The following is a 23,326-nucleotide window of genomic DNA, read 5'->3' as shown; positions in this document are numbered from 1 at the left end:
GCTGGTGTCACCGACACCAGCCCACCGAGGAGGACGACATGCCCGCCGTCACCGCAGACACTCTGACCCTGCCCCGCATCGCACCCGCGGCACCGTCGGACACCGACCGCCCCGTCCGGAGGATCACGACCGGGCCACGAGGCCACGAAGGGGAGGGCTTCCCCGTGGTGCGCGCCTTCGCCGGCGTGCACCCGAGCGACCTCGACCCGTTCATCCACATGGACCAGATGGGCGAGGTCGAGTACGAGCCGGGCGAGCCCAAGGGGACGAACTGGCACCCGCACCGCGGCTTCGAGACCGTGACCTACATGATCGACGGCCTGTTCCAGCACCAGGACAGCCACGGCGGCGGAGGGCTCATCACCGACGGCGCCACTCAGTGGATGACCGCCGGCTCCGGTATTCTGCACATCGAGACCCCGCCGGCCGAGCTCGTCGAGTCCGGGGGCACGTTCCACGGTATCCAGCTGTGGGTGAACCTCCCGAAGGCGGAAAAGTTCACGACGCCCGCCTACCAGAACCTCGAGGGCGGCCAGACCACGCTCGTCACCACGCCCGACGGCGGCGCGCTGATCCGCATCGTCGCCGGCGAGGTCGACGGGCACGCCGGCCGCGGCGCCACCCGTACGCCGATCAACTTCGTGCACGCGACCATCGCGCCCGGCGCCGAGGCCTCGCTGCCGTGGAACCGCGACTACAACGCGCTGGTCTACGTTCTGAGCGGCCGTGGCACCGTCGGACCCGTGGGGCACCCGATCCACCAGGGCCAGCTCGCGCAGCTCGGCCCGGGCGACCGGATCACCGTCGCGGCCGACGAGGCGCAGGACTCGAACCGCCCCGCGATGGAGGTGCTGATCCTGGGCGGCCGGCCGATCCGCGAGCCCGTCGCGCAGTACGGCCCGTTCGTGATGAACACGAAGGCCGAGCTGATCCAGGCGCTCGAGGACTACAACGCCGGCAGGTTCGGCGTGATCCCGCCCGACGCCCTCATGCCGCACGTCGTGCGCTGATCGCGTTCCCGGTTTCAGGGGTACGGCAGCGAGGTCGCGTTGCGCTCGGTGAGCTGGACCAGCATCATGCTGATCTCGTCGGACTGCCCCTTGGCCATGGCCGTGGCGCGCTGGCGGACCGCCGGCGCATCGCCGCCGCGTTGCGCGTACCCCGCCATGTCGACGCCGCCCTGGTGGTGGCGGAGCATCAGCTGCAGGAACCGGACCTCCTGCTGCACACCCGACGCGGTGGTCAGCGCCGTGAGCTCCTCGCTCGTCGCCATCCCGGGCATGGCGCGCTGCCTCGTCGGAGCAGGCGACGCCGAGTTCGACGTCGTTGTAGGCATCGCGTGGCCGGCGTGCCCGCCCGGTGCGCTCGAGGTCGACGATGCCGCTGGCTCGTCCGTCATCCAGGCCATCGGGTTCGGGTTCTGCAGCGGCTCCCCCAGCACCTCGAGCCAGCCCATGAGCACACCGATCTCCCTGCTCTGCGAGAGCTGGATCTGCGTTGCGATACCCCGCACGTCCGCGCTGAGGTCGGGCCCCAGCAGCTCGACCATCTGCAGCGCCTGCTGGTGGTGCGCGATCATGTCCTGCGCGAAGCCGATGTCGGCGGCGCTGAGCCGCTGCGGACCGCCCGGCTCCTGCTCGGGCTCCGCCGGCTGCGCGCCCCTCCCGATCAGGACGCCGATCACGACCGCCAGGGCGATCGCCAGCACCGCGGCGGCCGCGCGCACGGACCGCCGTTCCGTAAATCCGGTCATCGTGGCGAGTACACCTTCGGGTCGATGCGCAGCCGCAGGAAGCCGTTGTCCATGCAGCTGACCATGAGTTCGTTGCCGCGGAACTCCGGCGGCGACATGCACCAGTCGGCCGAGAGATCCGCGCCCAAGAGCCTGCTCTGGTCGTTGATGATCCCGTTGACCGGGGCCTGCCCCTGCAGGATCGACCGCGCGATCGACAGCGTGCCCATGATCGGCGGCGCGACGATCGAACCGAGCAGAGCGTGCGTCGAGTTCGGTAGTTGCAGATTCTTCCCCGTCTGCGCCGGCGGGTTGAAGTAGGCGATCTCCCGGATCCGGTCGGGGTCGCGGATGTCGAAGACGCGGATCCCGGACTGGATCCAGCCGCACGCCATGGCCGTCGGCTGCTCCGGGCGGTCGACGGTGCAGTAGTGCGCGTCGTAGCCGAAGACGCCGTTCGACGTGGCACTGGACGCCCACTTCGTCGCATTCTTCGGCAGGTTGATCTCGAGCTTGATCTGGTTGCGGAGCTTGAGGTCCTTGAGATCGGTGAGAGCGAGCAGTTTCACGCCGCCCGATCCGGCCTCGTCGACGACGTAGACGTGGGGCTTGCCGCCGTAGGTGACGTAGATGCTGTGTTGCGTGATGTTCCCGTCGAGCCAGAACTTGCGCCCGACGTGCGGCACCGGCGCCGTGACCACGGTGCGCGGCCGGCGGTCCTGGATCGCCGAGATGTCGATCACGGTGATGCCGGCGAGCGTGGATGCGTAGAGCTGGCGACCATCGGGCGAGAAGCCTGTGCCGTGCCCCTCGATCCCCGTGATGCCCGACCAGACCACCATCGGGTTGGCGGGATCGGTGATATCCACGGCGCTGAGATGCCCCGCGATCGGCCCGGATGCCCAGTACGTCCTCCCGTCGGGCGAGAAGTCGCCCTCGTGGGTGGTGATCGGGATCGGCATCGCCAGGTTCGAGCCGGGGCCCGGGTTGAGCAGCCGCGGGCGCGAGCAGTCCTTCGAGATGTCGTAGATCGCGATGTAGCCGAACCCCGTCAGGAACGGGACGGAGGTGCCGACGAGCAGGCCCCGCTTCGCGTTGACCTTGAGCGATTCCCACGTCCCGGTGACCATGCCGAGCTCGTTGAGGACCGCCGTCTGCCTCGGGTTCTTCGGGTCGGAGTTGTCGATGACCCGCACGCCGGGCCCACGGCCTCCGGCGAAGTTCGTCGGGAAAGTGGTGGAGATGTAGGAGCAGTTCTTGTAGCTCGGGCTGACGATGCCCGCGCCGTCGCCCTGGTACTGGCCGACGAGGTCGATGTTGCAGTTGTAGCCCTTAGTGCTGCGCCGACTCTTGCGATCCTCGAGCGGGACGTCCCCCTGAATCCCCGTTTCGACGCGGTCGCCCTCGCGGCAGTCGGCGCGCGGCACCGCCTTGTCCCACCTGCCGGTCGTGGGGAAGTACGACGGGTCGGCCTGCGCCACGCCCGGCGCGCCCGCCACCCCCACCGCCACGAGCAGGCCGGCCAGCAGGCAGCGCAGCAGGGCCGAGGCCCTGACACCGGTGATCCTCATACATCCTCCGCATTCCCGCAGGTCCGGGCGATCCGAAACGGGATGCAGATGACAATGGCACCCGTACGCGGGTTGTTCCTGCAGGCAGCCTAAGGAATCACTCGTTAACTTTCCGCGGAACCACCGAAAATCCCGAGCGGAGTGTCAGCGCCCGGCTTCCGCGTCATCGGAGGGTGACGTTCCGGATGCAGTAGCCGTTCGGGCCCTTGTCGAGCGTGAAATTGGCGGCCTTCCGGATCCCCGAGCGGGTCGCGACCTGCGCGGTCACGGAGGTCACGGTGGTCGGTGCGTTCCTCACCTCCCGCGGCGCACCGACCTGCCCGGCGTCGAACCCGGTGGCCTCGGACAGGTCCGGGGCACCGCCACCGACCTGACACAGCAGCGGATAGTCCGCCTCGACATCGGCCGCGTTCACCGGCTTCCCGAACTGTCGGCCCAGGTATCGGACGACGGCGTACCGCGCCTTCTCGATCGGTATCGAGGCTCCCGCCGCGTAGACGTCGGGGCAGCCGTAGGACGACGCGACCTCGCTCGGGCGCAGTTGGACGGTAGTGGTCGCGCTCTTCCACGACGGGCCGAACTGGCCCAGCACGCCGGGCTTGGAGACGGCCTCGGTGATCCGCGCGTCATCGCCGTACATCTCGCCGATGACGCTCGGCGGCTGCGTCCAGCATTTCGTGGTGAGCGCACCGAGGTCCTTCGCCGCGACGTCGGCGAGCCAGGGCCACAGGGCCTTCGCGGCGCCCGCGCTGCCCGGGACCTCGCCGACCCGTCGCGGCCGCGGCCGGCGCACTCGTTCCGCCCGTCGTGGGCGGGGCGCTCCCCGCCGAGGACGCGGCCGGCGTCGCCGTGACCGTCTCCGTCGTGGTGGTCGCCCCGCCGCCACCGCACGCCGCAGTCGCGAGGAGCGCGCACAGCGCCACCCCGCCTCCGGTCGTCGTGCTGATGCGTGCGCGCAGTCCCCGGTCACCGTGCATGTCGAGCCCCTCCCCAGAAGCGTTCCCTCGCCATCGTGAAACAGCGACGGGCACCCGGCACGGGAATCGTGCCACGCGTCAGGCGATCCGGGCGCGCAGCACCGGCAGCGCCAGCTCCGCCCAGGCCACGTTCTCCCGCTCGAAGGACAGTCCGCGCAGCAGCGTCAGATACGGGCCGCCGAGGTGGCGGTCGGCGAGGAGCTCGTCGCGGCCGCGGTCTCCGAGCCAGGTGCGCTCGATCCGCTCGTAATAGGCGAGCTTGGCCGCGGCGGCGTCGCGGAGCGCGGCCACGGCGGCGCACACGGCGGCCGGATCGCCGACCTCGACCGCCTGCACCCGGACCATCAGCTCGTCGCGGACCGCGACCGCGCGCGCAGGCGTGGTGGTGAACGCCGCGAGCTCGTCCCGACCGGCGTCGGTGAGGCGGAAGACCCGCTTGTTCGGCCGCTTCTCCTGTTCGACGGTCCGCGCAATGATCACCCCGTCGAGCTCCATCCTGTCGAGCTCCCGATAGAGCTGCTGGGAGGTGGCGACCCAGAAGTTGGCCCGAGCACCGTCGAACTCCTTGGAGAGGTCGTAGCCGGACGCCTCGCCGAGGACGAGGAGGGTCGATTCGATCGCATGCCGGAGCGCCATGCCTTCCATTCTAGTCAACTAGTTGCTTATACTGCTCTATACATACTCAACAAGTTGAATAGGAGATGTCATGCGTGAGTTCCGCGCCGCCGTCGAGGCCCGCAATGCCGAGGCCTTCGACGGCCTGCTCGCCGACGACGTGACCTTCACCAGCCCCGTCGCCTTCAAGCCCTATGAGGGCCGGCACATCACGGCGGCCATCCTGCGCGGCGTGATGCGTGTCTTCGAGGACTTCCATTACGTGCGCGAGATCAACGACGGCGCGAACTCGGCCCTGATCTTCGAGGCGGCCGTCGACGGCAAGAAGATCACCGGCTGCGACTTCATCCACGTGAACGCCGAGGGCAAGATCGATGACTTCATGGTCATGGTCCGCCCGCTCTCCGCGGCGCAGGCACTCTCCGCAGCCATGGGTGCGCAGTTCGGCGCCATCGCCGAGGAGGCCACCGCGACCGCGCAGGCCGAGGCCGCCGACGCCTGACCTCACCGGATGCGCTGATACATGCGCATTCACCTATTCGACAGTGCAACCGCGCCGCCGCTACTCTAAATGACAACGATTCCCATTGCTGTCAGAGGAGTACTGCCGTGCGCACTCGCTTTCGTCTCACTCGGGCCGCGGGCGCCGTCGCCGTCGCAGCCCTCGCGCTCACCGCGTGCGGTAACGCCACCTCGGACTCGGGTGACGGCAAGCCCACGGTCGTGGCGTCGACCGACGTCTACGGCGCTATCGCCAAGGCCGTCGCGGGCGAGGACGCCGCAGTGACCTCGCTGTTCTCCAACCCGACCGGTGATCCGCACGAGTTCGAACCCTCCGCGCAGGACACCCTGCAGGTCAAGAAGGCCTCCGTGCTCGTCTACAACGGCGGTCACTACGACGCGTACATGGAGAAGGCCGCCGAGGGCGCGGGCGCGACCAAGGTCGACGCCGTCGCGCTCCAGGAACCGAAAGGCGAGAACGAGCACGTCTTCTACGACCTGCCCACGATGCAGAAGGTCGCCACGGCGGTCGCGAAGGCGCTCTCCGACAAGGACGGCGCCCACCGCCAGGGCTATGAGAGCCGCGCGCACGCCTTCGGTACGAAGCTCGACACCGTCATCGCGCAGGCCCGCGCGATCGGTCATGCCAACCCCGGCGCCGCGGTCGCCGCGACCGAGCCGGTCGCCGGTTACCTGCTCACGCTGGCGGGCCTCAAGGACATCGCGCCCACCCGCTACACCGCCGCCATCGAGTCCGGCACCGACCCGGCCCCGGCCGACATCGCCGCCGCCAACGCCCTGGTCAGCGAGAAGAAGGTGCGCGCGGTCGTGCTCAACGGCCAGACCGAGAGCCCGGTCACCGCGGCCCTGGCGAAGACCGCCGAGACCGCCGGCGTGCCCGTCGTCAAGGTCACCGAGTCTCTGCCCGCGGGCGTCGACGACTACGTCACGTGGCAGGCGGGCAACGTCAAGGCCCTATCCGACGCGCTCGCGTCCCACCCGTGAACGCAGCGCCCGTCAACCCACCGTCCGCGAGCGCACCTCCGGCCCCGGTGATCCGCCTGCGGCACGCCGGGCTGCGCTACGGCGACCGCACCCTCTGGGACGGGTTGGACCTCGACATCGCGCCCGGCGAGTTCGTCGCCGTGCTCGGCCCCAACGGCGCCGGCAAGACCTCGCTGCTGCGGATCCTGCTCGGGCAGAGCCGGCTCTCCGCCGGAACCGTGCAGGTGAACGGCCGGATCGGGTACATCCCGCAGCAACGCGCGCTCGACGGTGCCGTGCCCCTGCGCGGGCGCGACCTCGTCGGCCTCGGCTTCGACGGTGCCGCCTGGGGCCTGGGGCTGCTGGGTCGCGCGGCGCGACGGTCCGCCGTGGACGCGGCGCTGCAGCAGGTCGATGCCGCGGCCTTCGCCGACGCCCCCATCGGCTCCCTCTCCGGCGGCGAGCAGCAGCGACTGCGCGTCGCCCAGGCCCTCGCCTCGGACCCGACGATCCTGCTCTGCGACGAGCCCCTGCTCTCGCTCGACCCGGGCAACCAGCGGCTGGCCGTCTCGCTGATCGAGCGCCGCCGCCGCGAGTACGACACCGCCGTGCTCTTCGTGACGCACGAGATCAACCCCGTGCTCCCGTACTGCGACCGCGTGCTGTACCTGGTCGACGGGCGGTTCGAGGTCGGACCGACGGCCGAGGTGATGACCTCCGATGCTCTGACGCGGCTGTACCGGACCCCGGTCGACGTGCTGCACGTGCGCGACCGGCTGGTCGTGGTGGGAGGCGATGACTGATGGACCGACTCGAGAACCTGACGAACTTCTCCCTCACCTGGGATCTGCTCCAGCAGCCCTTCGTGCAGCAGGCCCTCGTCGCCGCGGCACTGCTCGGCGTGCTCGCCGGCGTGATGGGACCGCTCATCGTCTCGCGGCAGATGGCCTTCAGCGTGCACGGCACCTCCGAACTCTCGCTGACCGGCGCCGCCTTCGCCCTGCTCATGGGCTGGAGCGTCGGCTCGGGCGCGCTGCTGGGCGCACTCGTCGCGGGCCTGCTCTTCGGCCTGCTCGGCGTCTACGCCCGCGAGCGGGACTCGGTGATCGGCGTGATCATGGCCTTCGGCCTGGGCCTGTCGGTGCTCTTCCTGGCGCTGCACGACGGCCGGCAGGGCACCGCCTTCGCGCTGCTCACGGGGCAGATCGTGGCGGTCGGGTTGAGTGGGGTGACGCTCATGGCGATCACGACCGTCGTGGTGCTGCTCATCCTCGCCTTCATCTACCGGCCGCTGCTGTTCCTCTCGACCGACCCGGACGTGGCTGCCGCGCACGGCGTCCCGGTGAAGACGCTGTCGGTGGTCTTCGCGATGCTCGTCGGCGCCGCGGCCGCGCAGGGCGTGCAGATCGTCGGGGCGCTGCTGGTGATGAGCCTGCTCATCACGCCCGCCGCGGCCGCCGCCCGGGTGACCAGTTCCCCCGGCAAGGCGACGGCGCTCTCGCTGATCTTCGCGCTGGTCTCCGCAGTGGGCGGGATCATCCTCTCGCTCGCGCCGGCGCTGCCCGTGTCGGTCTTCGTAACCTCGATCTCCTTCCTGATCTACATGGTCTGCCGCCTGCTCGGGCAGCGCGGCCGCCGCGGCACGGTCGCCCCGGTCGAGACCGCGCACGACTGCCGGCACGGTGAGCATCCGGATCCCGTCGCGACCCGATAGCCATCGATTCCGGCTCATCCGATGCCCTGATCGATGACGACGGGGGTACGACTCACACCGCCGCGAGCAGCGCGGCGGTCAGCGCCTCGACGTCGATCCGGGTGCTGCTCCCGCCTGCGACCACGGCCTCGCCGCCCACGAGCACGGTGTCGACGATGCGCGGGGTCCCACAGGTGAGCAGCGTCGCGCCCGGGTCCGTGACGGGAAGGCAGGCGAAGTCTCGGTCGAAGCGCAACAGGGTCAGGTCGGCCGGACGCCCGACGGTGACCCCGCCCGGCGCGTCCGCCACCGTGCCGCCCAGGGCGCGCGCGGCACCGTCGCAGGCGATCGACAGCATGGTCCCGATGTCGAAGAGGTCCGCGCGGCGGGCGTGCGCCCGCTGGACGTACGCGCCCGCACGGAGCGTCTCGAGCATGTCCTGCCGGTCGTTCGAGCCGGCACCGTCGACGCCGATCCCGACGGCCACGCCCTCGGCGAGCAACTCCGTGACCGGCGCGACGCCGGATCCCAACCGCATGTTGGAGACCGGGTTCCAGGAGACCGCCGCGCCGCCCGCGGCGAGGATCCGCCGCGCGTACTCGTCGAGCTCCACGCCGTGCACGGCGAGGAGCCGCTCCCCGATCAGGCCGCCCTCGGCGAGGTAGTCCACGGCCCGCATCCCGGCGTGCTCGCGGCAGAGCGCGTCGTCGGTGCCCGTCTCCGACAGGTGGATCATCGTGGTCAGGCCGCGCTCGCCGGCGAAGTCCGCCGCGGTCCGCATCCCCTCGACGGTGAGCGAGCGAGGGTTGGGCACGGCCAGAGCGAGCCGCACCCGGTCGCCGGCGGCCGCGGCGAGGCGGTCGACGTCGTCCAGGGCGCTCTCCAGCGGCTGCATCAGCCGGGGGTCGAAGCCCCACTTGCGCGTGGGATCCGCGCGGTCGGCGATCCCCCTGCCGAGCACCGCGCGCACCCCGACGTCGTCGAGCCCCGCGAGCACCGCGTCGTGCACCTCCCCGCTCGGGTGCGGCCACATGTGCTCCACCAGGGTGGTGGTGCCGGAGAGCAGCCCCTCGAGCGCGGCGGCGACCGTCGCCAGGTACGCCCGTTCCGGGGTGATCGCGTTCATGGCCTCGCCCACCGCGAGCAGCCACTGCAGCAGCGGCTGCCCCTCCCCGACCCCGCGGCACAGCGACTGCTGCAGGTGGGTGTGGGTGTTGACGAATCCGGGGATCAGGTGCGCGCCCGCGCCGTCGACGGTGCCCGGGCCGGGCGGGCCCGGGACGTGGTCGCGCACCGCGGCCACGGCACCGTCGGCGATCACGACGTCGGCGTGCGCGCGCCACCCGAGCCCGGTCCAGACCGTGACGTCGGCGATGAGCCGTACCCGACCGTCCGCGGGCCGCGGCAGCGTCAGCGGTCTCACTTGATGCCGATCGTGCGGTCGCCGAACTGCGGGTCGAAGAGGGCGGCGGGGTCCACCTTGGGATCGACCTTGGCGCCCTGGGCGGCGAGGATCGGCGCGAGGTCCGCGACGAAGGACGCCACGCGCGCCGTGTCGTAGGTCGCGACGGAGCCGTTCTCGTTCGCGATGAGCCCCTTGGACTTGAGGATCCCGGCGGCGTACTCGGCCTCGGCGACCGGGTAGGGCGCGTTCGCCGTGTCCTTGGCGACGACGTCCGAGATGAGCTTGGCCGTGGCGCCGGGCGAGGTGACGAAGTCGGCATCGGCCTGCTGGATGATCGGGACCAGCTTCTTCAGGCAGGGCGTCAGTGCGGCGAGCTTGTCGGTGCGGACGGAGACGTTGGAGGCGTACGGGTCGTAGCCCAGCTCGGAGAGCAGTCCGTACTGCACGGGCTTGTTCCAGGCCGGCGTGTCGTGCTCGTACACCCACGGCTCCGACGTGGCGTACCCCTGCTGGACGATGGCCGGGTCGGCGACGAACCGGGCGGGGCTGCCGTCGTAGCTGGTGTCGAGCTGGGTCTTCGTGACATAACCCTTGGCGAGCAGCCAGGTGGGGAAGGTCTGCTCCTTGGAGACCACGACGGTCGCGCCCGACCCGGCGAGGCCCTTGAGCGTCAGGCCCGGGTGCTTGGCCGAATCCCACATCAGGATCGCGGGATTGTGCGTGATGAGCGGCGCGACGCCGATGACGCGCTGGCTGCCGCTGGCGGCGACGAGCTGATCGCCGTGCACCAGGCCGAGATCGATGGCGGAGTCCACGTACATCTGCGAGGCCACGGACTGGAAGCCGATCGCCGAACCGCCGGACTTCAGGCGCAGTTTCACGCCGGTGTCCTTGCCCTGCGCGACCAGCGTTCCGGTGACGGACTTGCCGGCGACGTCGACCGCGTAGTCGGGCCCGAGCAGCTGGAACAGACCGCCCATGTCCGCCTGCGGTTGCCACTGCAGCTGCACGGTGACGGTCGCCGGGCACACATCGGCCAGGCGCTGCGCGGGCGCGGCGGCTTCGAGCGAGACGGACGCCGCGGGACCGTCGGATGCGGCGCAGCCGGACAGCGCCGCCGAGCCGAGGCCGACTGCGGCGGCGATCGCGGCAGCGCTCCGGACGAGCGGGAACGGTGAAGTGGACATCGATTCTCCTGCAAGGGGATCGGGGCTGACATCGCCCCGGTGAGAACGCCGTGAGACGACGAGGACGATGACAACATTCGCCCACCGGCCGGCGCATAGCAAGCCACGGCGATGCATGTAACACGATGTTCACGGCACCGATATCGCGGCGACTGCATGTAATACGAGGATCGATGCCACACAGCGAGCGCCCTCTGCTCGCTACGACATCATCACGGAGGTTCTTTCGTGCCATCCCCCGCCCACCTGATCGACACTCGCAACGATGTCGACGCGCGCCATCTCAAAGCGGGCCAACAGGTCTCCTTCCACGACGTGTCGATGACCTACGCCACCGGCACCAACGCCCTCACCTCCGTCTCCCTGTCGGTGCGACAGGGAGAGTTCGTCGCCATCGTCGGACCGTCCGGCTGCGGCAAATCCACCCTGCTGCGCCTGGCCGCCGGCCTCGAGCGCCCCTCCACCGGCGCGGTCGCGGTGAGCACCTCGTCCGTGGGCTTCATCTTCCAGGAGGCCACGCTCATGCCATGGGCGACGGTGCGCAAGAACGCATCTCTGCTCGTCGAACTCGACGGCACCCCCGCCGCCGAGCGCAACGCCAGGGTGGACGCCGCGCTGGCCGCGGTCGGCCTCGAGGAGTTCGCCGGCCAACTGCCGAAGTCCCTGTCCGGCGGGATGCGGATGCGCGTTTCGCTCGCTCGCGCACTCGCCCTCGAACCGGACCTCATGCTGCTCGACGAGCCCTTCGGCGCGCTGGACGAGCTCACCCGCCAGGAGATGCAGCTGCAGCTGCTGGACCTGTGCGAACGCCGTGGTCTCACGTCGGTCTTCGTCACCCACTCGGTGTCCGAGGCGGTGCTGCTCGCGGACCGGGTGGTCGTGATGTCGGCCCGGCCCGGCCGGATCGCCGCCGAGATCGAGGTCGCCCTGCCGCACCCGCGCGGGCCGCTGCTGCGCTTCGAACCGGAGTACACGAAGACCGTCGCCCACGTCTCGAAACTACTGCGGGAGGTCGCATGAGCGCCGCACTGAATCTGCCCCTGGCCCGGACCGCGACCGACGCGGAGGGCTCGGCGAGGACGTCGCCGTGGCCCGCCCGGATCGCCCGGGGCTCCGTCTCCGTCGCCGCCCTGGCCGCGGGGATCGGCCTCTGGTACGCCGTGACCTACCTGATCCTGAGCCCGTCCCGGCGCTTCCTCCTGCCCGCGCCGCACACGGTGCTCACCGAGTCCCTGCTCGTTCCCACCCATGTGCAGCCGATGCTCACGGCTCTGGGGGTGACGGCGAAGGTCGCCGGCATCGGCTTCGTCCTCGCCGCCGTGATCGGCATCGCGGTCGGCGCGGTGATGAGCCAGACCTGGTGGCTGGAACGGGCCATCTTCCCCTACGCCGTGGTACTCCAGGTGGTGCCGATCCTGGCGATCACGCCGCTGCTCGGCCTGTGGTTCGGCTACAGCACCGCCTCGCGCGTCGCGGTGTGCGTGATGATCGCGCTGTTCCCCATCATCACCAACACCCACTTCGGATTCCGCTCCATCGACCCCGGGCTGCACGAGCTGTTCACCCTCGGCAGGGCGTCCCGGCTGCAACGGCTCGTCCGGCTGGAACTGCCCGCGGCGCTGCCGTCGATCCTCACCGGGCTCCGGATCGCCTCCGGCCAGGTGATCATCGGCGCCATCATCGGCGACATGTTCTTCGCCCAGGGCAAGCCCGGCATCGGCACGCTCATGGACAACTTCCGCGCCCAGCTGCGCTCGACGGACCTCATCGCGGCGATCACCCTCGCGGCGGCCTTCGGCGTGATCGTCTTCGTCGCGTGCTCGGCGATCTCGCGGCTCTCGGTCGGCCGCTGGCACGGATCGGGCAGCGCGCGATGACCGCACCATCCCCCGCACCAGCACTCCGCACCAGCACCAGCACCAGCACTGAAGGAAGCACCCCGATGACGCCGTTCGCCGTCCCCCGGATCGACATCTCGCCCTATCTCGACCCCGCCGCATCCGCGGCGACCGACCCCGCCTGTGCCGCCGTGGCCGCGCAGATCGACGAGGCCTGCGCGGGCGTCGGCTTCCTCCAGGTGGTCGGGCACGGCGTGCCCGACGTGGCGACCGAGGGGCTCGCCGCCGCGATCGACCAGTTCTTCGGCGCACCGTCGGAGACCAAACGGGCCCTGCGGCGCCCGGGTGAGAACCGCGGATACGCGCCGCCCAAGTCGGAGTCGCTCAGCATGAGCCTGGGCGTGGCCCCCGCGAACGCCATGAACGACTTCTACGAGTCCTTCACCCTGGGCACGGAGGCCGCGGCGTACCCCCACGCGAACCTGCCGGTGGCGGACTACCCGAGCAACACCTGGCCCGACCTGCCGGGCTTCCGCGAGTCCGTGGAGTCCTACCTCCGGGAGGTGACGATCCTGTCCCGGGCGCTCCTGCGGGCGTGCTCCGACGCCCTGGGGCTCGGCACCGGGTACTTCGACCACCTCGTCGACCACTCGATCGACGCGCTGAAGATGAACAACTACGCGCTCGCCCCCGGCGCGATCGAACTCGACGGCCCGCTCACCGGCATGGGCGCGCACACCGACTTCGGCATCCTCACCGTCCTGTGGGCCGACCGCGTCGCGGGCCTCGAAGTCCTCGGCCCCGACTCCGTCTGGTACCCGGTGCAGCCGGACCCCGGAGCGTTCCTGATCAACCTCGGAGACGCCTTCGCGCGATGGACGAACGACCGTTGGCGCGCCACCCTGCACCGCGTGGACCCGCCCGTCGTGGACGGCCGGATCGAGCGGCGCCGGTCCGCGGCGTTCTTCCTCGACGGCAACCACGACGCCGTGATCGAGCCGCTGCCCGGCACCGTCGCCCCCGGGGAACAGGGGTACCCGTCGATCACCGTGGCCGCCCACCTCCAACAGAAGCTCGCCGGGATGAAGACGGGGCGCGCGCCCGTCGGGGCCGATCGCGAGGCCGCGCGGCTGCTCGGCGCCCAGTCCTGACATCCATTCACCCGCCCAAGGAGAGACGACATGACCCAGCAGTACGGAATGCAGGAACTGAACCTCGAGAGCCGCATGGGCGGCATCGGGGTGGAGACCGAGCGCAGCGTCCCCCGCATCGACCTCACCGACCGCGAGGAGCGGCGCGAGGAGATCACCGACCAGCTCTGGCGCGCCGCCACCGAGATCGGGTTCTTCCAACTGGTGAACCACTCGATTCCGCAGCACCTGGTCGACGCCGCGTTCGCGCGGGCCGCGGACTTCTTCGCGCTCCCCGAAGCGACCAAAGCCGCTCTGCCGCTGGATAAGCCCAACAACGTGGGCTGGGAGTTCTCCAGCCAGGTCCGCCCGTCGGTGGGCACGCCGGACCAGAAGGAGTCCTTCCAGATCACCCGCCCGCACATGGCCGGCCTGTGGCCGGAGGAGGAGCAGATCCCCGGCTTCCGCGACTTCATGCTCGACTTCGAGGCGCAGTGCTGGGAGCTCGCGATGTGGGTGCTCTCCTGCTTCGCGGAGCGCCTGGGCTTCGACCGCGACTTCTTCTCGCGCGCACACGATCCGCAGTCCGACCAGTACCAGTCCACACTGCGGCTGATCCACTACTACGCGCTGCCGGAGGAGCTGCGCGGCGCTCCCGGCACGTGGCGCGCGGGCGCGCACACCGATTTCGACTGCCTGACCCTGCTGTTCCAGCGCGACGGCCAGGGCGGCCTGCAGGTGTGCCCCGGCCGGGAGGCCGATGCGCAGGAGTGGACCCCCGTCGTCCCCTCCGATACGGCGATCACCTGCAACATCGGCGACATGCTGATGCGCTGGAGCGACGACCAGCTGCTCTCGACGTTCCACCGGGTCCGCGTGCCCGGTGCCGGCGAGTACGCCGGGCCGCGGTACTCGATCCCGTTCTTCGCCCAGGCCAACCGCGACGTCGTCATCGACCCGCCGTCGGGGACCTACCCGCCGATCACCGCGGCCGAGTACCTTCGTCAGCGGGTCGCCGCGAACTACGCCGGCCCCAGGGCATGAGCGCGCCGGCCGTGGCCGGCGGCACGAGGAGGTCGATGCGGGTGGGCGCGGGGGCGGATTCACTGCTGGGCGAGGCCGTCTACAAGCAGCTGCTCGACCGCATCTTCACGGGCCGCCTCCCGTCCGGCACGCCGCTGAGCGTCCCCGCCCTGGCCGCCGAGCTGGACGTGAGCCGCAGCCCCGTCCGCGACTCGGTCCAGCGACTGGTGGCGGACGGGCTGGCGGTGCACACACCGCACGCCGGCGCGCGCGTGGCGTACGTCGACGACGACGAGATCGCCGACGTCTTCGCGGTGCGGGAGCTGCTCGACGGGCACGCCGCGTCGGCGGCGACGGTGCGCGCGAGCGCGGACGACATCGACGCCCTCGCCCGGCTCGTCCACGATCAGGAGGAACGCCTGGCGGCGCCGGCCGACGCGCTCGAGGAGGCCCGCTGGGACCTGACCTTCCACACGGCGGTCCGCGATCTCGCGGGGAACCGCACGCTCAGCGACGCACTGCACCGGCTCGACGCGAAGGCGCACCTCTACAACAGCGGGCTGTGGTCCGACGACCGGGGACGGCGGTTCGCCGTGGCGGAGCACGCCGCGATCGTGCGCGCGATGGAGATGGGTGACGCCGCCGGCGCCGAGCGCGCCGCGGCCTCGCACGTCGCGGCCCTCGCCGTGCGGATGCGCCGGCTCGCCCGCGACGCGGGGCGAGGGGCTACCGTCTGAGCCGTGGACATCGATCTCAACGCCGACTGCGGCGAGTCCTACGGCGCCTGGACGCTCGGCGACGACGCGACCCTGCTCACCGTCGTGACCTCGGCGAACGTCGCGTGCGGGTTCCACGCCGGGGACCCGACGACGCTGCGGGAGACCTGCGCGCGGGCCGTGGCGCAGGGCGTCGCGATCGGCGCGCAGGTCGGCTATGCGGACCTGCGCGGCTTCGGCCGGCGCTCGATGGACGTCCCGGCGGCGGATCTCACGGCCGATGTGATCTACCAGATCGGCGCGCTGCAGGCGCTCGCGCGGAGCGTGGGCGGCACCGTCGACTACGTCAAACCGCATGGCGCGCTGTACAACCGGATCGTCACCGACGAGGCGCAGGCCGCGGCGGTGGTCGAAGGCGTGCTCGCGGCCGCCCCCGGCCTGCCGGTCCTCGGACTGCCCGGCTCGGCCTTCCTCCGGATCGCCGGCGAGCGCGGGCTGCGCGGGGTGGCGGAGGCCTTCGCCGATCGCGCCTACCTGCCCGACGGTGCCCTCGTCCCCCGTTCGCGCGCGGGCGCGGTGCTGCACGACCCCGACGAGATCGCCGCGCGGGTGCTGCGGATGGTCGGCGACGGCACAGTCGAGGCGATCGACGGCAGCGAGGTGCGGCTCGCCCCGGAGTCCGTCTGCGTGCACGGGGACAATCCGTCGGCGGTCGCCGTGGCGCAGCGCCTGCGCACAGTGCTCGACGGTGCCGGGGTCACGGTGGCACGGTTCGCGCCGTAACGGTCAGGCGGTAGCGGTCAGACATCCCTGGACGTTGAATGTCAAGCAACGGCCAGCTGGCGATGAGCCCATGCGACCGTCGAGTCGAACTGGGTGCCGTGGATGAGGCAGCCGTGGAGGAGCCGATTCGTCGACCGGGACGAGCATGGGCGATGATGACAGTGCGGGCACGACGGAGTCCTCAGGGTTGTGCTGGTGTGAGAACTCGTATCGTCACCGAGACCGCCGTGCCCGCCCCACAACCGACGGCCACCCGGCGTGTCAACCACAAACCACCGGGTCGGAACCTCACATCACGACTTTGCCGGGGCCCTCAGAGGACGACTACCTCATGCAGGCTTGCGGTTAGCGTGACGGATCACACCAATAGGTCGTGTCAATACTGTGTGGATCCGTCCTGGTAGATGAACTGCTCGTGGATGTCGCCATCGGCGGTCAGCGTGACCTTGGCGAAACCATTCATCGCCCGTCCGCGGTGATAGTCGTGATCATCGGGATAGGGTTTGTTCGAGTAGCTGATGACGGTCTTGCCCGGTCCGGTGTTCTCGTCGTACACGGCGGCGGGAGCGAACGGAACCGAGCCGTGCCCGGCGAGCCGGACCCTCGTGGTTTCGCCGACGGCGGTATTGTCGGAGTACACCACGCCGGCGTGGGAATGGCCGCTGTACCAGACGTCGGGACCCCGCCCCAGGGCGGAGGGTGCGGTCACTTCGTGCCAGATCGACGTGGTGTCGGTGCCGTCGTCGCTGAGGGGCGGATGGTGGCTCATGACGAACACCCGCTTGTCGTGGTCATCCGCGTAGGCCCGGACGCGGGTGAGGAACGCGGCCTGGTAGTCGTCGATGCCGCCGGTGAGGATGAGCGGCGAGCGATCGTGGTAAGCCGAGTCGATCCCGACCACGATCCATTTTCCGAACTCAAGAGCGAAGTAGCTGGTGCCCTGCTGAGCGGCGAATCGCGGGTCCGTCAGTGCGCTCTCGAAGTATCCGCGGCCCCAGCCGTACATGTCGTGATTGGAGTTCAGTGTGAACGAGCCGCGACGACCGGCATGCCATTCTTCGAGGAATGCGGTGTAGAATACCGGGGCGCCCAGTGGGTACACGTCGCCGAGGTGGATCGTGTAATCGGTATCCGATTCGCGGATGCGGCGCATGACCTCGAGGGCCGGCGACGCGTGAACGCCGCCGCCGTCGTCCCACTTCCCAGCGCCCCAGTCACCGGTCAAGGCGAAGGTGAGTTCGTCGGTGTCATCGACTGTGAGCCATGCTGGGCTCTCCCCGAAGGGTGCCCGCACCGACGGATCGAGGATGAGCGCGAGCAGGGACGGTGCGAGGACCGCGTACAGCGGATCGATCGCTGCACCGGGGCAGTTCGACAACAGCACGCCGTCGCGGAGGGCGATCGTCTGGTCGAACAGTGGCATCCATTCGCGTGCCATCTCCGCGGTGATCGCGGACTCGGGTAGGCCCAGCCGATCGAGAAAGGCTACCCATTCGGACGGCAGGAACTCCCTGATCTGCGAGATCGCGCAGGCACCGTCGAGATGCCCTCGTGCCTCGTAGGGCGGTCCGGCGGCCATCAACCGAATCAACTCGGCCTCGGCCGTCCGCAGATACCCCCACAGCTCTGTGACTTCCGCGGGTGGTACGAAGTCGGGCTGCTGGAAGCGTGGGTCGGTCAACAACCAATCGAGGTCCCGCGCGTACGCGGAGAGAATCTCGGGTGTGTAACCGTGCGAGCGGCGCCACATCTCTCGGACATCTGACATGGAGTTCTCCTCAATGATCGCGTGATGTGGAATCACGCCGGTACGGTACTCAGACCGCTTCGATATCGGGCAGCCGCCAGGTCTTTTCGGTCACCGACTTTCCGGGGCCGTAGAAGCGGAAGATCACGAAGAAGTCCTTACCGGCCGACGGGAGCCAGTTGGATTCCGGACCGTCGGGCTTGTCGCCGAAGTAGATGTCGATCGATCCGTCGGCATTCTTCTTGAGTCCGGAGTTGGCGTAGGAGTCGACACCGACCCGGTCGAGCTGATTGGGGATGAACGACTTGGTTTCCGAGCTGTAGACGATCGCCGACCAGAACTTTTCGACGGGTACGTCCGCCGGCACTCGGAGGCGGTAGCGGCCCTTGCCGGACAGCGACTTGCCCGCCTTGTCGCGGAATGCCGTCAGGTACATCTGGGTGCCGCCCAGCTTCTGCGGCAGGTAGTTGGCCCAGAAGAACGGCAGAATCGCGCGTTGGTAGGTCCAGACACCGTCGGCGGTCTCGAATGACCAGTCCTCGCCCATCAGTGGGCCGTACGCCGGGTTGAAGTCGTTCCACTGGCTGTCCGGCCAGTACGCCGCGAGCGCCTGCCCCGGCGTTACGAAGCCGCGTTGCATGATCTGATAAGCCTGCTTGGCGGCCTCGTCCAGGATCTTCACCGTGGCTGCGTCCGGAGCGAACGGCTTGCCCCGTTCGATGCCGATGGTGCTCAGCGTTCCGACGATGGCCTTGTCGCGGGCGCGAATCGGCTCGTCGGAGATGAACTTCGCGAGCTTTTCGAACCAGGTGTGATCGTAGACCGGGAGCGAGTGCCAATCCTTGTCCCAGCCGTCGAGGACGCGGGTGGCAGGCGGGTGCGCGGCCTGAGCGAGTGGATAGATCTTCATCTGACGGCCGAGAGCGATCGCGCCGTCCATGGTGCCCTGTCCGACGATGACCGGACGGTAGACCAACGTGCCGCGGAATCCCTCGAAGCGGATGACGAAGTATCCGTCCGGGATCGGTGCGGTGTGCCCGGGTGGTACCAGCAGGTATTTTCCGCCCTTGCCCTGGTCGGGCCCTTCCGGGCCGACCATGGTCAGCGGGGCCTGCCAGTTGTCACAGAACTCCCCGACAATCATGTATTCGGCACTGCTGGCAGGGATCTCGACCACGAGCGGGCCGGTCGACAGGTCGTACGGTGCGCCGCAGTAGTTGACCTGATTATTCGCGGTGAGCACCTCGTGACGCGCGACCAGCGGCTTGCTCATCACCATCGCGTCGCCCAGCTTCATGCCGAAATCCCGGAAGAGAGATTCGCGGAAGAACACGTCGCTGATCGCGGGCATCGACCAGAGAATCGCCTCGACGGCGCGTTCGCGGGCGAATCGCTGGACCAAGTCACCGCCTTCCGACTGGTCGTGCTGCCCCTCGTCCTCTCGGTCGGTCGACGAACAGGAGGTGGCCGCCATCAGCGCGGCTGCTGCGACGACAGATGACACGCCGAGGCGGCGACGAGAGATTTCCACAGCGGTTCCGTTCTTCAGGGTTGGATCGGCGCGCGACGAGTGATTGCCCGGCCTGGGGCGTAGGACGGTATTTGCACGTATCGCTGTGGGCGAGCGACGCGCTGGGCGAACGAATGTACGGCTCGTCGCGCGTGGTTGGCGTGAGGTTCGGGTGCGAGGCCGTCGGCCCTGGCCGCAGGGGAAGCAGAGATGGTCTTCGTACCCTCCTCGTCCGTGATCCGGCTGAAACCACCAGCGCGGCGCCACCCGTGATGTTTGCCGGGGTCAGTTTGCCGGAGCACACCCCCCTCGTCTTGACATCCGAGGACGAGGTCTCGACAGTTCTCCCATGGCGATGATTCGGGGTACGGCCCTGAGCAACTTCGACGAGTTGGTTACCGATCTCGGGGGTGACGCCCGGATGCTGGCGTCCGCCGCGGGGATGGACGTCGGCACCTTCGGCGATGCCGAGTGCCATATATCGCTGGAGAACAGCCTGTACACGCTGGAGGAGGCCGCCCGCCGGCTCGACACCCCGGATTTCGGTCTCCGGCTGGGGGCCCGCCGATCCGTCGACATCCTCGGGATTCTCGGCGACGCCGCTCGTACCGCTCCGACCGTTCGCGACGCGTTCGATGTCTTCGAACTGTTCATGGCCGACTACAGCCCCGCGAGCTCAGCCAGATTTGTGCAGGAGGACCGAGGCTCCGGCCTCTGCCGATTCGAGTACGAGTTCATCCTCGACGAGCCGGAACCCGAGCAGGTGCAGGCGATCGAGTTGTCACTCGGCGATGCCTTGGGAGTCCTGCGCAGCCTCCTCGGCCCGCAGTACCGACCGCTCGCGGTCCGCATTCCCCATCCTCCGATCAGCGCCGTGCGGGACTACGAGCGCCTGTTCGGGTGTCGGGCCGCGTTCTGCGAACCGGTGTCCGGGTTCGTGATTCGCGAGTCGGATCTCAGGAAACGTCTGTTCGCGGACCCGGTCGTTCACCACGTTGCGGTCGACCATCTCAAGCGCTCGGTGGGTGAGGTACCCGTTTCGGTTCGGCAACTCGTCCGCAGCGCGATCCGTGACGCCTTGCCGACATGCGGCGTTGGCCTGCGCGCGACCGCCCTCCGCCTCGAGATGCACCCCAAGACGCTCCAGCGCCGACTCGCGGCCGAAGGCAGTACCTACGCCGATCTGGTCGATGGACTGCGCCGAGACGCCGCCCACCGGCTGCTGGTCGGCACGGATATCAGCGTGTGCGAGGTGTCGCGCCGCCTCGGGTACTCGGAGCAGAGTGTCCTGACCCGTTCGTGCAACCGATGGTTCGGTATGCCGCCGGGCGCGTACCGGGCGGCGCACCCGAACTGGGCGTCTGCGCGCAGAGGCGCGGATTGCCTCGAGCTGCCGGACTGAAGGCACTGTGCGCTGCACGCGGAGGTTGCCGATAGCCGTTCTTGACGGACGATCGAGGATGCGTCCCACCGCCTCGGACCGGCGCTTCGACCTACTATCTCGTGTCCTCGGACTCCGCAGCTTTCGATGAGGCACACTCGACACGGGCACCAACCAATGGACGGTCGACTAAGACCATCCTCGAACGGAAAGCCCCGGACAGAAGGAGCACCATGGCCGAGACCGTTGCCAATTCCGTGATCGCCGACCCACTACCCGTCACCCGATCGCTGCCGTTCCCCCCGAAGGGATCGGGCAGCGTTGCCGGCCGCACGCTCGCCGAGTCCACGTACTCGCCGAAGCCGCCGGAGAAGCACTTGCCCGCCGACGCACCGAATGTGCTGGTCATCCTCATCGACGATGCCGGGCCGGCGCTGCCGAAGCCGCTCGGTGGCCTGATCGAGACCCCCACACTCGAGCGTGTGCGTAACAACGGCCTGGGCTACAACCGGTTCCACACGACCGCGATGTGCTCGCCGACCCGCGCGTCGCTGCTCACCGGCCGTAACCAGCACCACGTCGGATCGGGGCAGATCGCCGAACTGGCGAACGACTGGGACGGCTACTCCGGCCACATCCCCAAGTCCAGCGCCACCGCGGCCGAGGTGCTCAAGAACTACGGTTACTCCACGGCCGCCTGGGGCAAGTGGCACAACACGCCTGCCGAGGAGACCACCGCTGCCGGTCCGTTCGAGAACTGGCCCACCGGCTACGGTTTCGAGTACTTCTACGGCTTCCTCGCGGGCGAGGCCTCGCAGTACGAGCCCAACCTGGTGCGCAACACCACCACGGTGCTGCCCCCGAAGACGCCGGAGGAGGGCTACCACCTCAGCGAGGACATCGCCGACGACGCGATGGGCTGGCTGCGGAACCACAAGGCGAACAGCCCGGACAAGCCCTTCTTCATGTACTGGGCCACCGGCGCCATCCACGGGCCGCACCACATCATGAAGGAGTGGGCGGACAAGTACAAGGGCAAGTTCGACGACGGCTGGGACGTCTACCGCGAGCGCGCGTTCGAGGCCGCGAAGGCCGCCGGCTGGATCCCCGAGTCCGCGGAACTGACCCCGCGCCCGGAGAGCCTGGCCGCCTGGGACGACATCCCCGAGCACCAGCGGCCCTTCCAGCGCCGCCTGATGGAGGTGTGCGCCGGCTTCGGCGAGCACGCGGACGTGCAGGCCGGCCGCCTGATCGACGAGGTCGAGCGCCTCGGCTACCTCGACAACACCATCGTCGTCTACATCTGGGGCGACAACGGCTCGTCGGGCGAGGGCCAGAACGGCACCATCTCCGAGCTGCTGGCGCAGAACGCGATCCCCACCACGGTGGACCAGCACATCGCCGCGCTGGAGGAGCTGGGCGGTCTCGACGTCCTGGGCTCGTCGGCGACCGACAACCAGTACCACGCAGCCTGGGCGTGGGCCGGCTCGTCGCCGTACCAGGGTATGAAGCTGTTGGCCTCGCACCTGGGCGGCACCCGCAACCCGATGTTCATCCAGTGGCCCGCGAAGATCTCCCACGACCCGGTGCCGCGCACCCACTTCACGCACGTCAACGACGTGGTGCCGACCATCTACGAGATGGTCGGGATCACGCCGCCGGACTCCGTCAACGGGATCCAACAGGATCGGATCGACGGCACCAGCTTCGCCTACTCGATCGACGATGCCTCGGCGGAGGAGCGGCACAAGGTCCAGTACTTCGAGGTGATGGGCAGCCGGTCGATCTACGAGGACGGCTGGATGGCGTCGGCGCTCGGCCCGCGGCTGCCGTGGGTGCCGGGTGCGCCCCCCGGCCTCGCCACCTGGACCCCGGACGCCGACGTCTGGGAGCTGTACAACCTGAACGAGGACTGGAGCCAGGCCCACAACCTGGCGGATCAGTACCCGGAGAAGGTCGCGCAGCTCAAGGAGGTCTTCGCGATCGAGGCGGCGAAGAACGACGTGCTCCCGGTGGGCGGCGGGCTCTGGGTCGCGGCGTACCACCCGGAGCTGCGGCTCGGCCCGAAGTACACCGAGTGGAACCTGTCCGGCGACACCGTGCGCATCCCCGAGTTCTGCGCGCCCGCGCTGGGCAACAAGCCGAACGTGGTCCGCATGCAGCTCACGCTGCCCGAGAAGGCCAACGGCGTGCTCTACAAGCTCGGCGGCTCGGGCGGCGGCCTGACCGCCTACTTCGAGGACGGCGTGCTGCACTACGAGTACAACCTGTTCCTGGTGCAGCGCACGAAGATCGCCTCCCCGGAGCCGATCCCCGCCGGTGAGGTGACCCTCGAGGTCGAGACCGCCTACGTGGGCGAGCCGCGCCCCGGCGGCCCGCTGTCGGTCTCGCTGCGGATCGACGGCACCGAGGTGGCGTCCGGCGAGGTGCCGGTCACCGCCGCGCTGCTGTTCTCGGCGAACGACTGCCTCGACATCGGCCGGGCGTACGGCGGCGCGGTCTCGCGGGCGTACCACGACAAGATGCCGTTCGC

General features: G+C 69.5%; 21 protein-coding genes. 13 read left to right on the top strand and 8 right to left on the bottom strand.

The genetic code is table 11. The features are described from left to right. Positions 1–38 precede the first annotated feature (38 nt). On the top strand, positions 39–1,010 hold the full coding sequence (locus AC21LY_RS21740; protein WP_489048659.1) for a pirin family protein: 972 nt from the start codon (positions 39–41) through the stop codon (positions 1,008–1,010). A gap of 14 nt (positions 1,011–1,024) precedes the next feature. On the opposite strand, the gene AC21LY_RS21735 is transcribed toward AC21LY_RS21740, so the two are convergent. From AC21LY_RS21735 to AC21LY_RS21720, 4 genes are all read right to left on the bottom strand, one after another. Continuing rightward, a complete protein-coding gene (locus tag AC21LY_RS21735; protein ID WP_489048658.1) occupies positions 1,025–1,753 on the bottom strand; it encodes a DUF305 domain-containing protein in 729 nt (242 codons plus the stop codon). Then, positions 1,750–3,303 (bottom strand): LVIVD repeat-containing protein, encoded by a 1,554-nt coding sequence (locus tag AC21LY_RS21730; RefSeq protein WP_489048657.1) that lies wholly within the window; start codon positions 3,301–3,303, stop codon positions 1,750–1,752. The genes AC21LY_RS21735 and AC21LY_RS21730 overlap by 4 nt, the downstream gene beginning before the upstream one ends. 163 nt (positions 3,304–3,466) lie before the next feature. Continuing rightward, positions 3,467–4,096, bottom strand: coding sequence for a hypothetical protein (locus tag AC21LY_RS21725; protein ID WP_489048656.1), 630 nt, complete (start codon positions 4,094–4,096; stop codon positions 3,467–3,469). Between the two features lie 262 nt (positions 4,097–4,358). Next, positions 4,359–4,916, bottom strand: a complete 558-nt coding sequence (locus AC21LY_RS21720; RefSeq protein ID WP_489048655.1) for a PadR family transcriptional regulator — start codon at positions 4,914–4,916, stop codon at positions 4,359–4,361. Between the two features lie 70 nt (positions 4,917–4,986). Here AC21LY_RS21720 and AC21LY_RS21715 point away from each other — a divergent pair, with 70 nt between their 5' ends. From AC21LY_RS21715 to AC21LY_RS21700, 4 genes are all read left to right on the top strand, one after another. Continuing rightward, complete coding sequence (locus AC21LY_RS21715) at positions 4,987–5,397, top strand: nuclear transport factor 2 family protein (protein ID WP_489048654.1); 411 nt, start codon at positions 4,987–4,989, stop codon at positions 5,395–5,397. A gap of 107 nt (positions 5,398–5,504) precedes the next feature. Continuing rightward, positions 5,505–6,401: a metal ABC transporter solute-binding protein, Zn/Mn family gene (locus AC21LY_RS21710; protein ID WP_489048652.1), complete on the top strand. Its 897-nt coding sequence runs from the start codon at positions 5,505–5,507 to the stop codon at positions 6,399–6,401. Beyond that, positions 6,398–7,183, top strand: coding sequence for a metal ABC transporter ATP-binding protein (locus AC21LY_RS21705; RefSeq protein ID WP_489048651.1), 786 nt, complete (start codon positions 6,398–6,400; stop codon positions 7,181–7,183). Before AC21LY_RS21710 ends, AC21LY_RS21705 begins: the two co-directional genes overlap by 4 nt. Then, positions 7,183–8,094: a metal ABC transporter permease gene (locus tag AC21LY_RS21700; RefSeq protein WP_489048650.1), complete on the top strand. Its 912-nt coding sequence runs from the start codon at positions 7,183–7,185 to the stop codon at positions 8,092–8,094. Before AC21LY_RS21705 ends, AC21LY_RS21700 begins: the two co-directional genes overlap by 1 nt. A gap of 52 nt (positions 8,095–8,146) precedes the next feature. On the opposite strand, the gene AC21LY_RS21695 is transcribed toward AC21LY_RS21700, so the two are convergent. Further along, positions 8,147–9,487 (bottom strand): amidohydrolase family protein, encoded by a 1,341-nt coding sequence (locus AC21LY_RS21695; RefSeq protein ID WP_489048773.1) that lies wholly within the window; start codon positions 9,485–9,487, stop codon positions 8,147–8,149. Between the two features lie 5 nt (positions 9,488–9,492). Then, a complete protein-coding gene (locus AC21LY_RS21690; RefSeq protein ID WP_489048649.1) occupies positions 9,493–10,665 on the bottom strand; it encodes a nitrate ABC transporter substrate-binding protein in 1,173 nt (390 codons plus the stop codon). Positions 10,666–10,893: 228 nt separating this feature from the next. Here AC21LY_RS21690 and AC21LY_RS21685 point away from each other — a divergent pair, with 228 nt between their 5' ends. From AC21LY_RS21685 to AC21LY_RS21660, 6 genes are all read left to right on the top strand, one after another. Continuing rightward, complete coding sequence (locus tag AC21LY_RS21685; protein ID WP_489048648.1) at positions 10,894–11,685, top strand: ABC transporter ATP-binding protein; 792 nt, start codon at positions 10,894–10,896, stop codon at positions 11,683–11,685. After that, complete coding sequence (locus tag AC21LY_RS21680; RefSeq protein WP_489048647.1) at positions 11,682–12,542, top strand: ABC transporter permease; 861 nt, start codon at positions 11,682–11,684, stop codon at positions 12,540–12,542. The genes AC21LY_RS21685 and AC21LY_RS21680 overlap by 4 nt, the downstream gene beginning before the upstream one ends. A 65-nt stretch (positions 12,543–12,607) precedes the next feature. Further along, positions 12,608–13,654, top strand: coding sequence for an isopenicillin N synthase family dioxygenase (locus tag AC21LY_RS21675; RefSeq protein WP_489048646.1), 1,047 nt, complete (start codon positions 12,608–12,610; stop codon positions 13,652–13,654). 30 nt (positions 13,655–13,684) lie between these two features. Next, entirely contained in the window at positions 13,685–14,677 is a 993-nt protein-coding gene (locus tag AC21LY_RS21670) for an isopenicillin N synthase family dioxygenase (protein ID WP_489048645.1), read from the top strand. Next, complete coding sequence (locus tag AC21LY_RS21665; protein ID WP_489048644.1) at positions 14,674–15,393, top strand: GntR family transcriptional regulator; 720 nt, start codon at positions 14,674–14,676, stop codon at positions 15,391–15,393. Before AC21LY_RS21670 ends, AC21LY_RS21665 begins: the two co-directional genes overlap by 4 nt. Positions 15,394–15,396: 3 nt before the next feature. Then, a complete protein-coding gene (locus AC21LY_RS21660) occupies positions 15,397–16,155 on the top strand; it encodes a LamB/YcsF family protein (RefSeq protein WP_489048643.1) in 759 nt (252 codons plus the stop codon). A 376-nt stretch (positions 16,156–16,531) separates the two neighbouring features. On the opposite strand, the gene AC21LY_RS21655 is transcribed toward AC21LY_RS21660, so the two are convergent. Beyond that, positions 16,532–17,905 carry a metallophosphoesterase family protein gene (locus tag AC21LY_RS21655; protein WP_489048642.1) on the bottom strand — a complete coding sequence of 458 codons (1,374 nt, stop codon included), beginning with the start codon at positions 17,903–17,905 and terminating at the stop codon, positions 16,532–16,534. Positions 17,906–17,972: 67 nt separating this feature from the next. Then, positions 17,973–19,433, bottom strand: coding sequence for a DUF1254 domain-containing protein (locus AC21LY_RS21650; protein ID WP_489048641.1), 1,461 nt, complete (start codon positions 19,431–19,433; stop codon positions 17,973–17,975). Between the two features lie 328 nt (positions 19,434–19,761). On the opposite strand from AC21LY_RS21650, the gene AC21LY_RS21645 reads away from it, so the two are divergent. Then, the gene (locus AC21LY_RS21645) at positions 19,762–20,814 is read left to right on the top strand and encodes an AraC family transcriptional regulator (RefSeq protein WP_489048640.1); all 1,053 of its coding nucleotides are present in this window, start codon (positions 19,762–19,764) and stop codon (positions 20,812–20,814) included. A 212-nt stretch (positions 20,815–21,026) separates the two neighbouring features. Then, positions 21,027–23,326, top strand: a 2,300-nt coding sequence (locus tag AC21LY_RS21640) for an arylsulfatase (RefSeq protein WP_489048639.1), incomplete at its 3' end; no start/stop codon positions are given.

The organism is Tsukamurella sp. II2bb (assembly GCF_057815145.1).
Note: the sequence above shows the minus strand (reverse complement) of the source record. Positions and strands in the feature narration are given on the sequence as shown.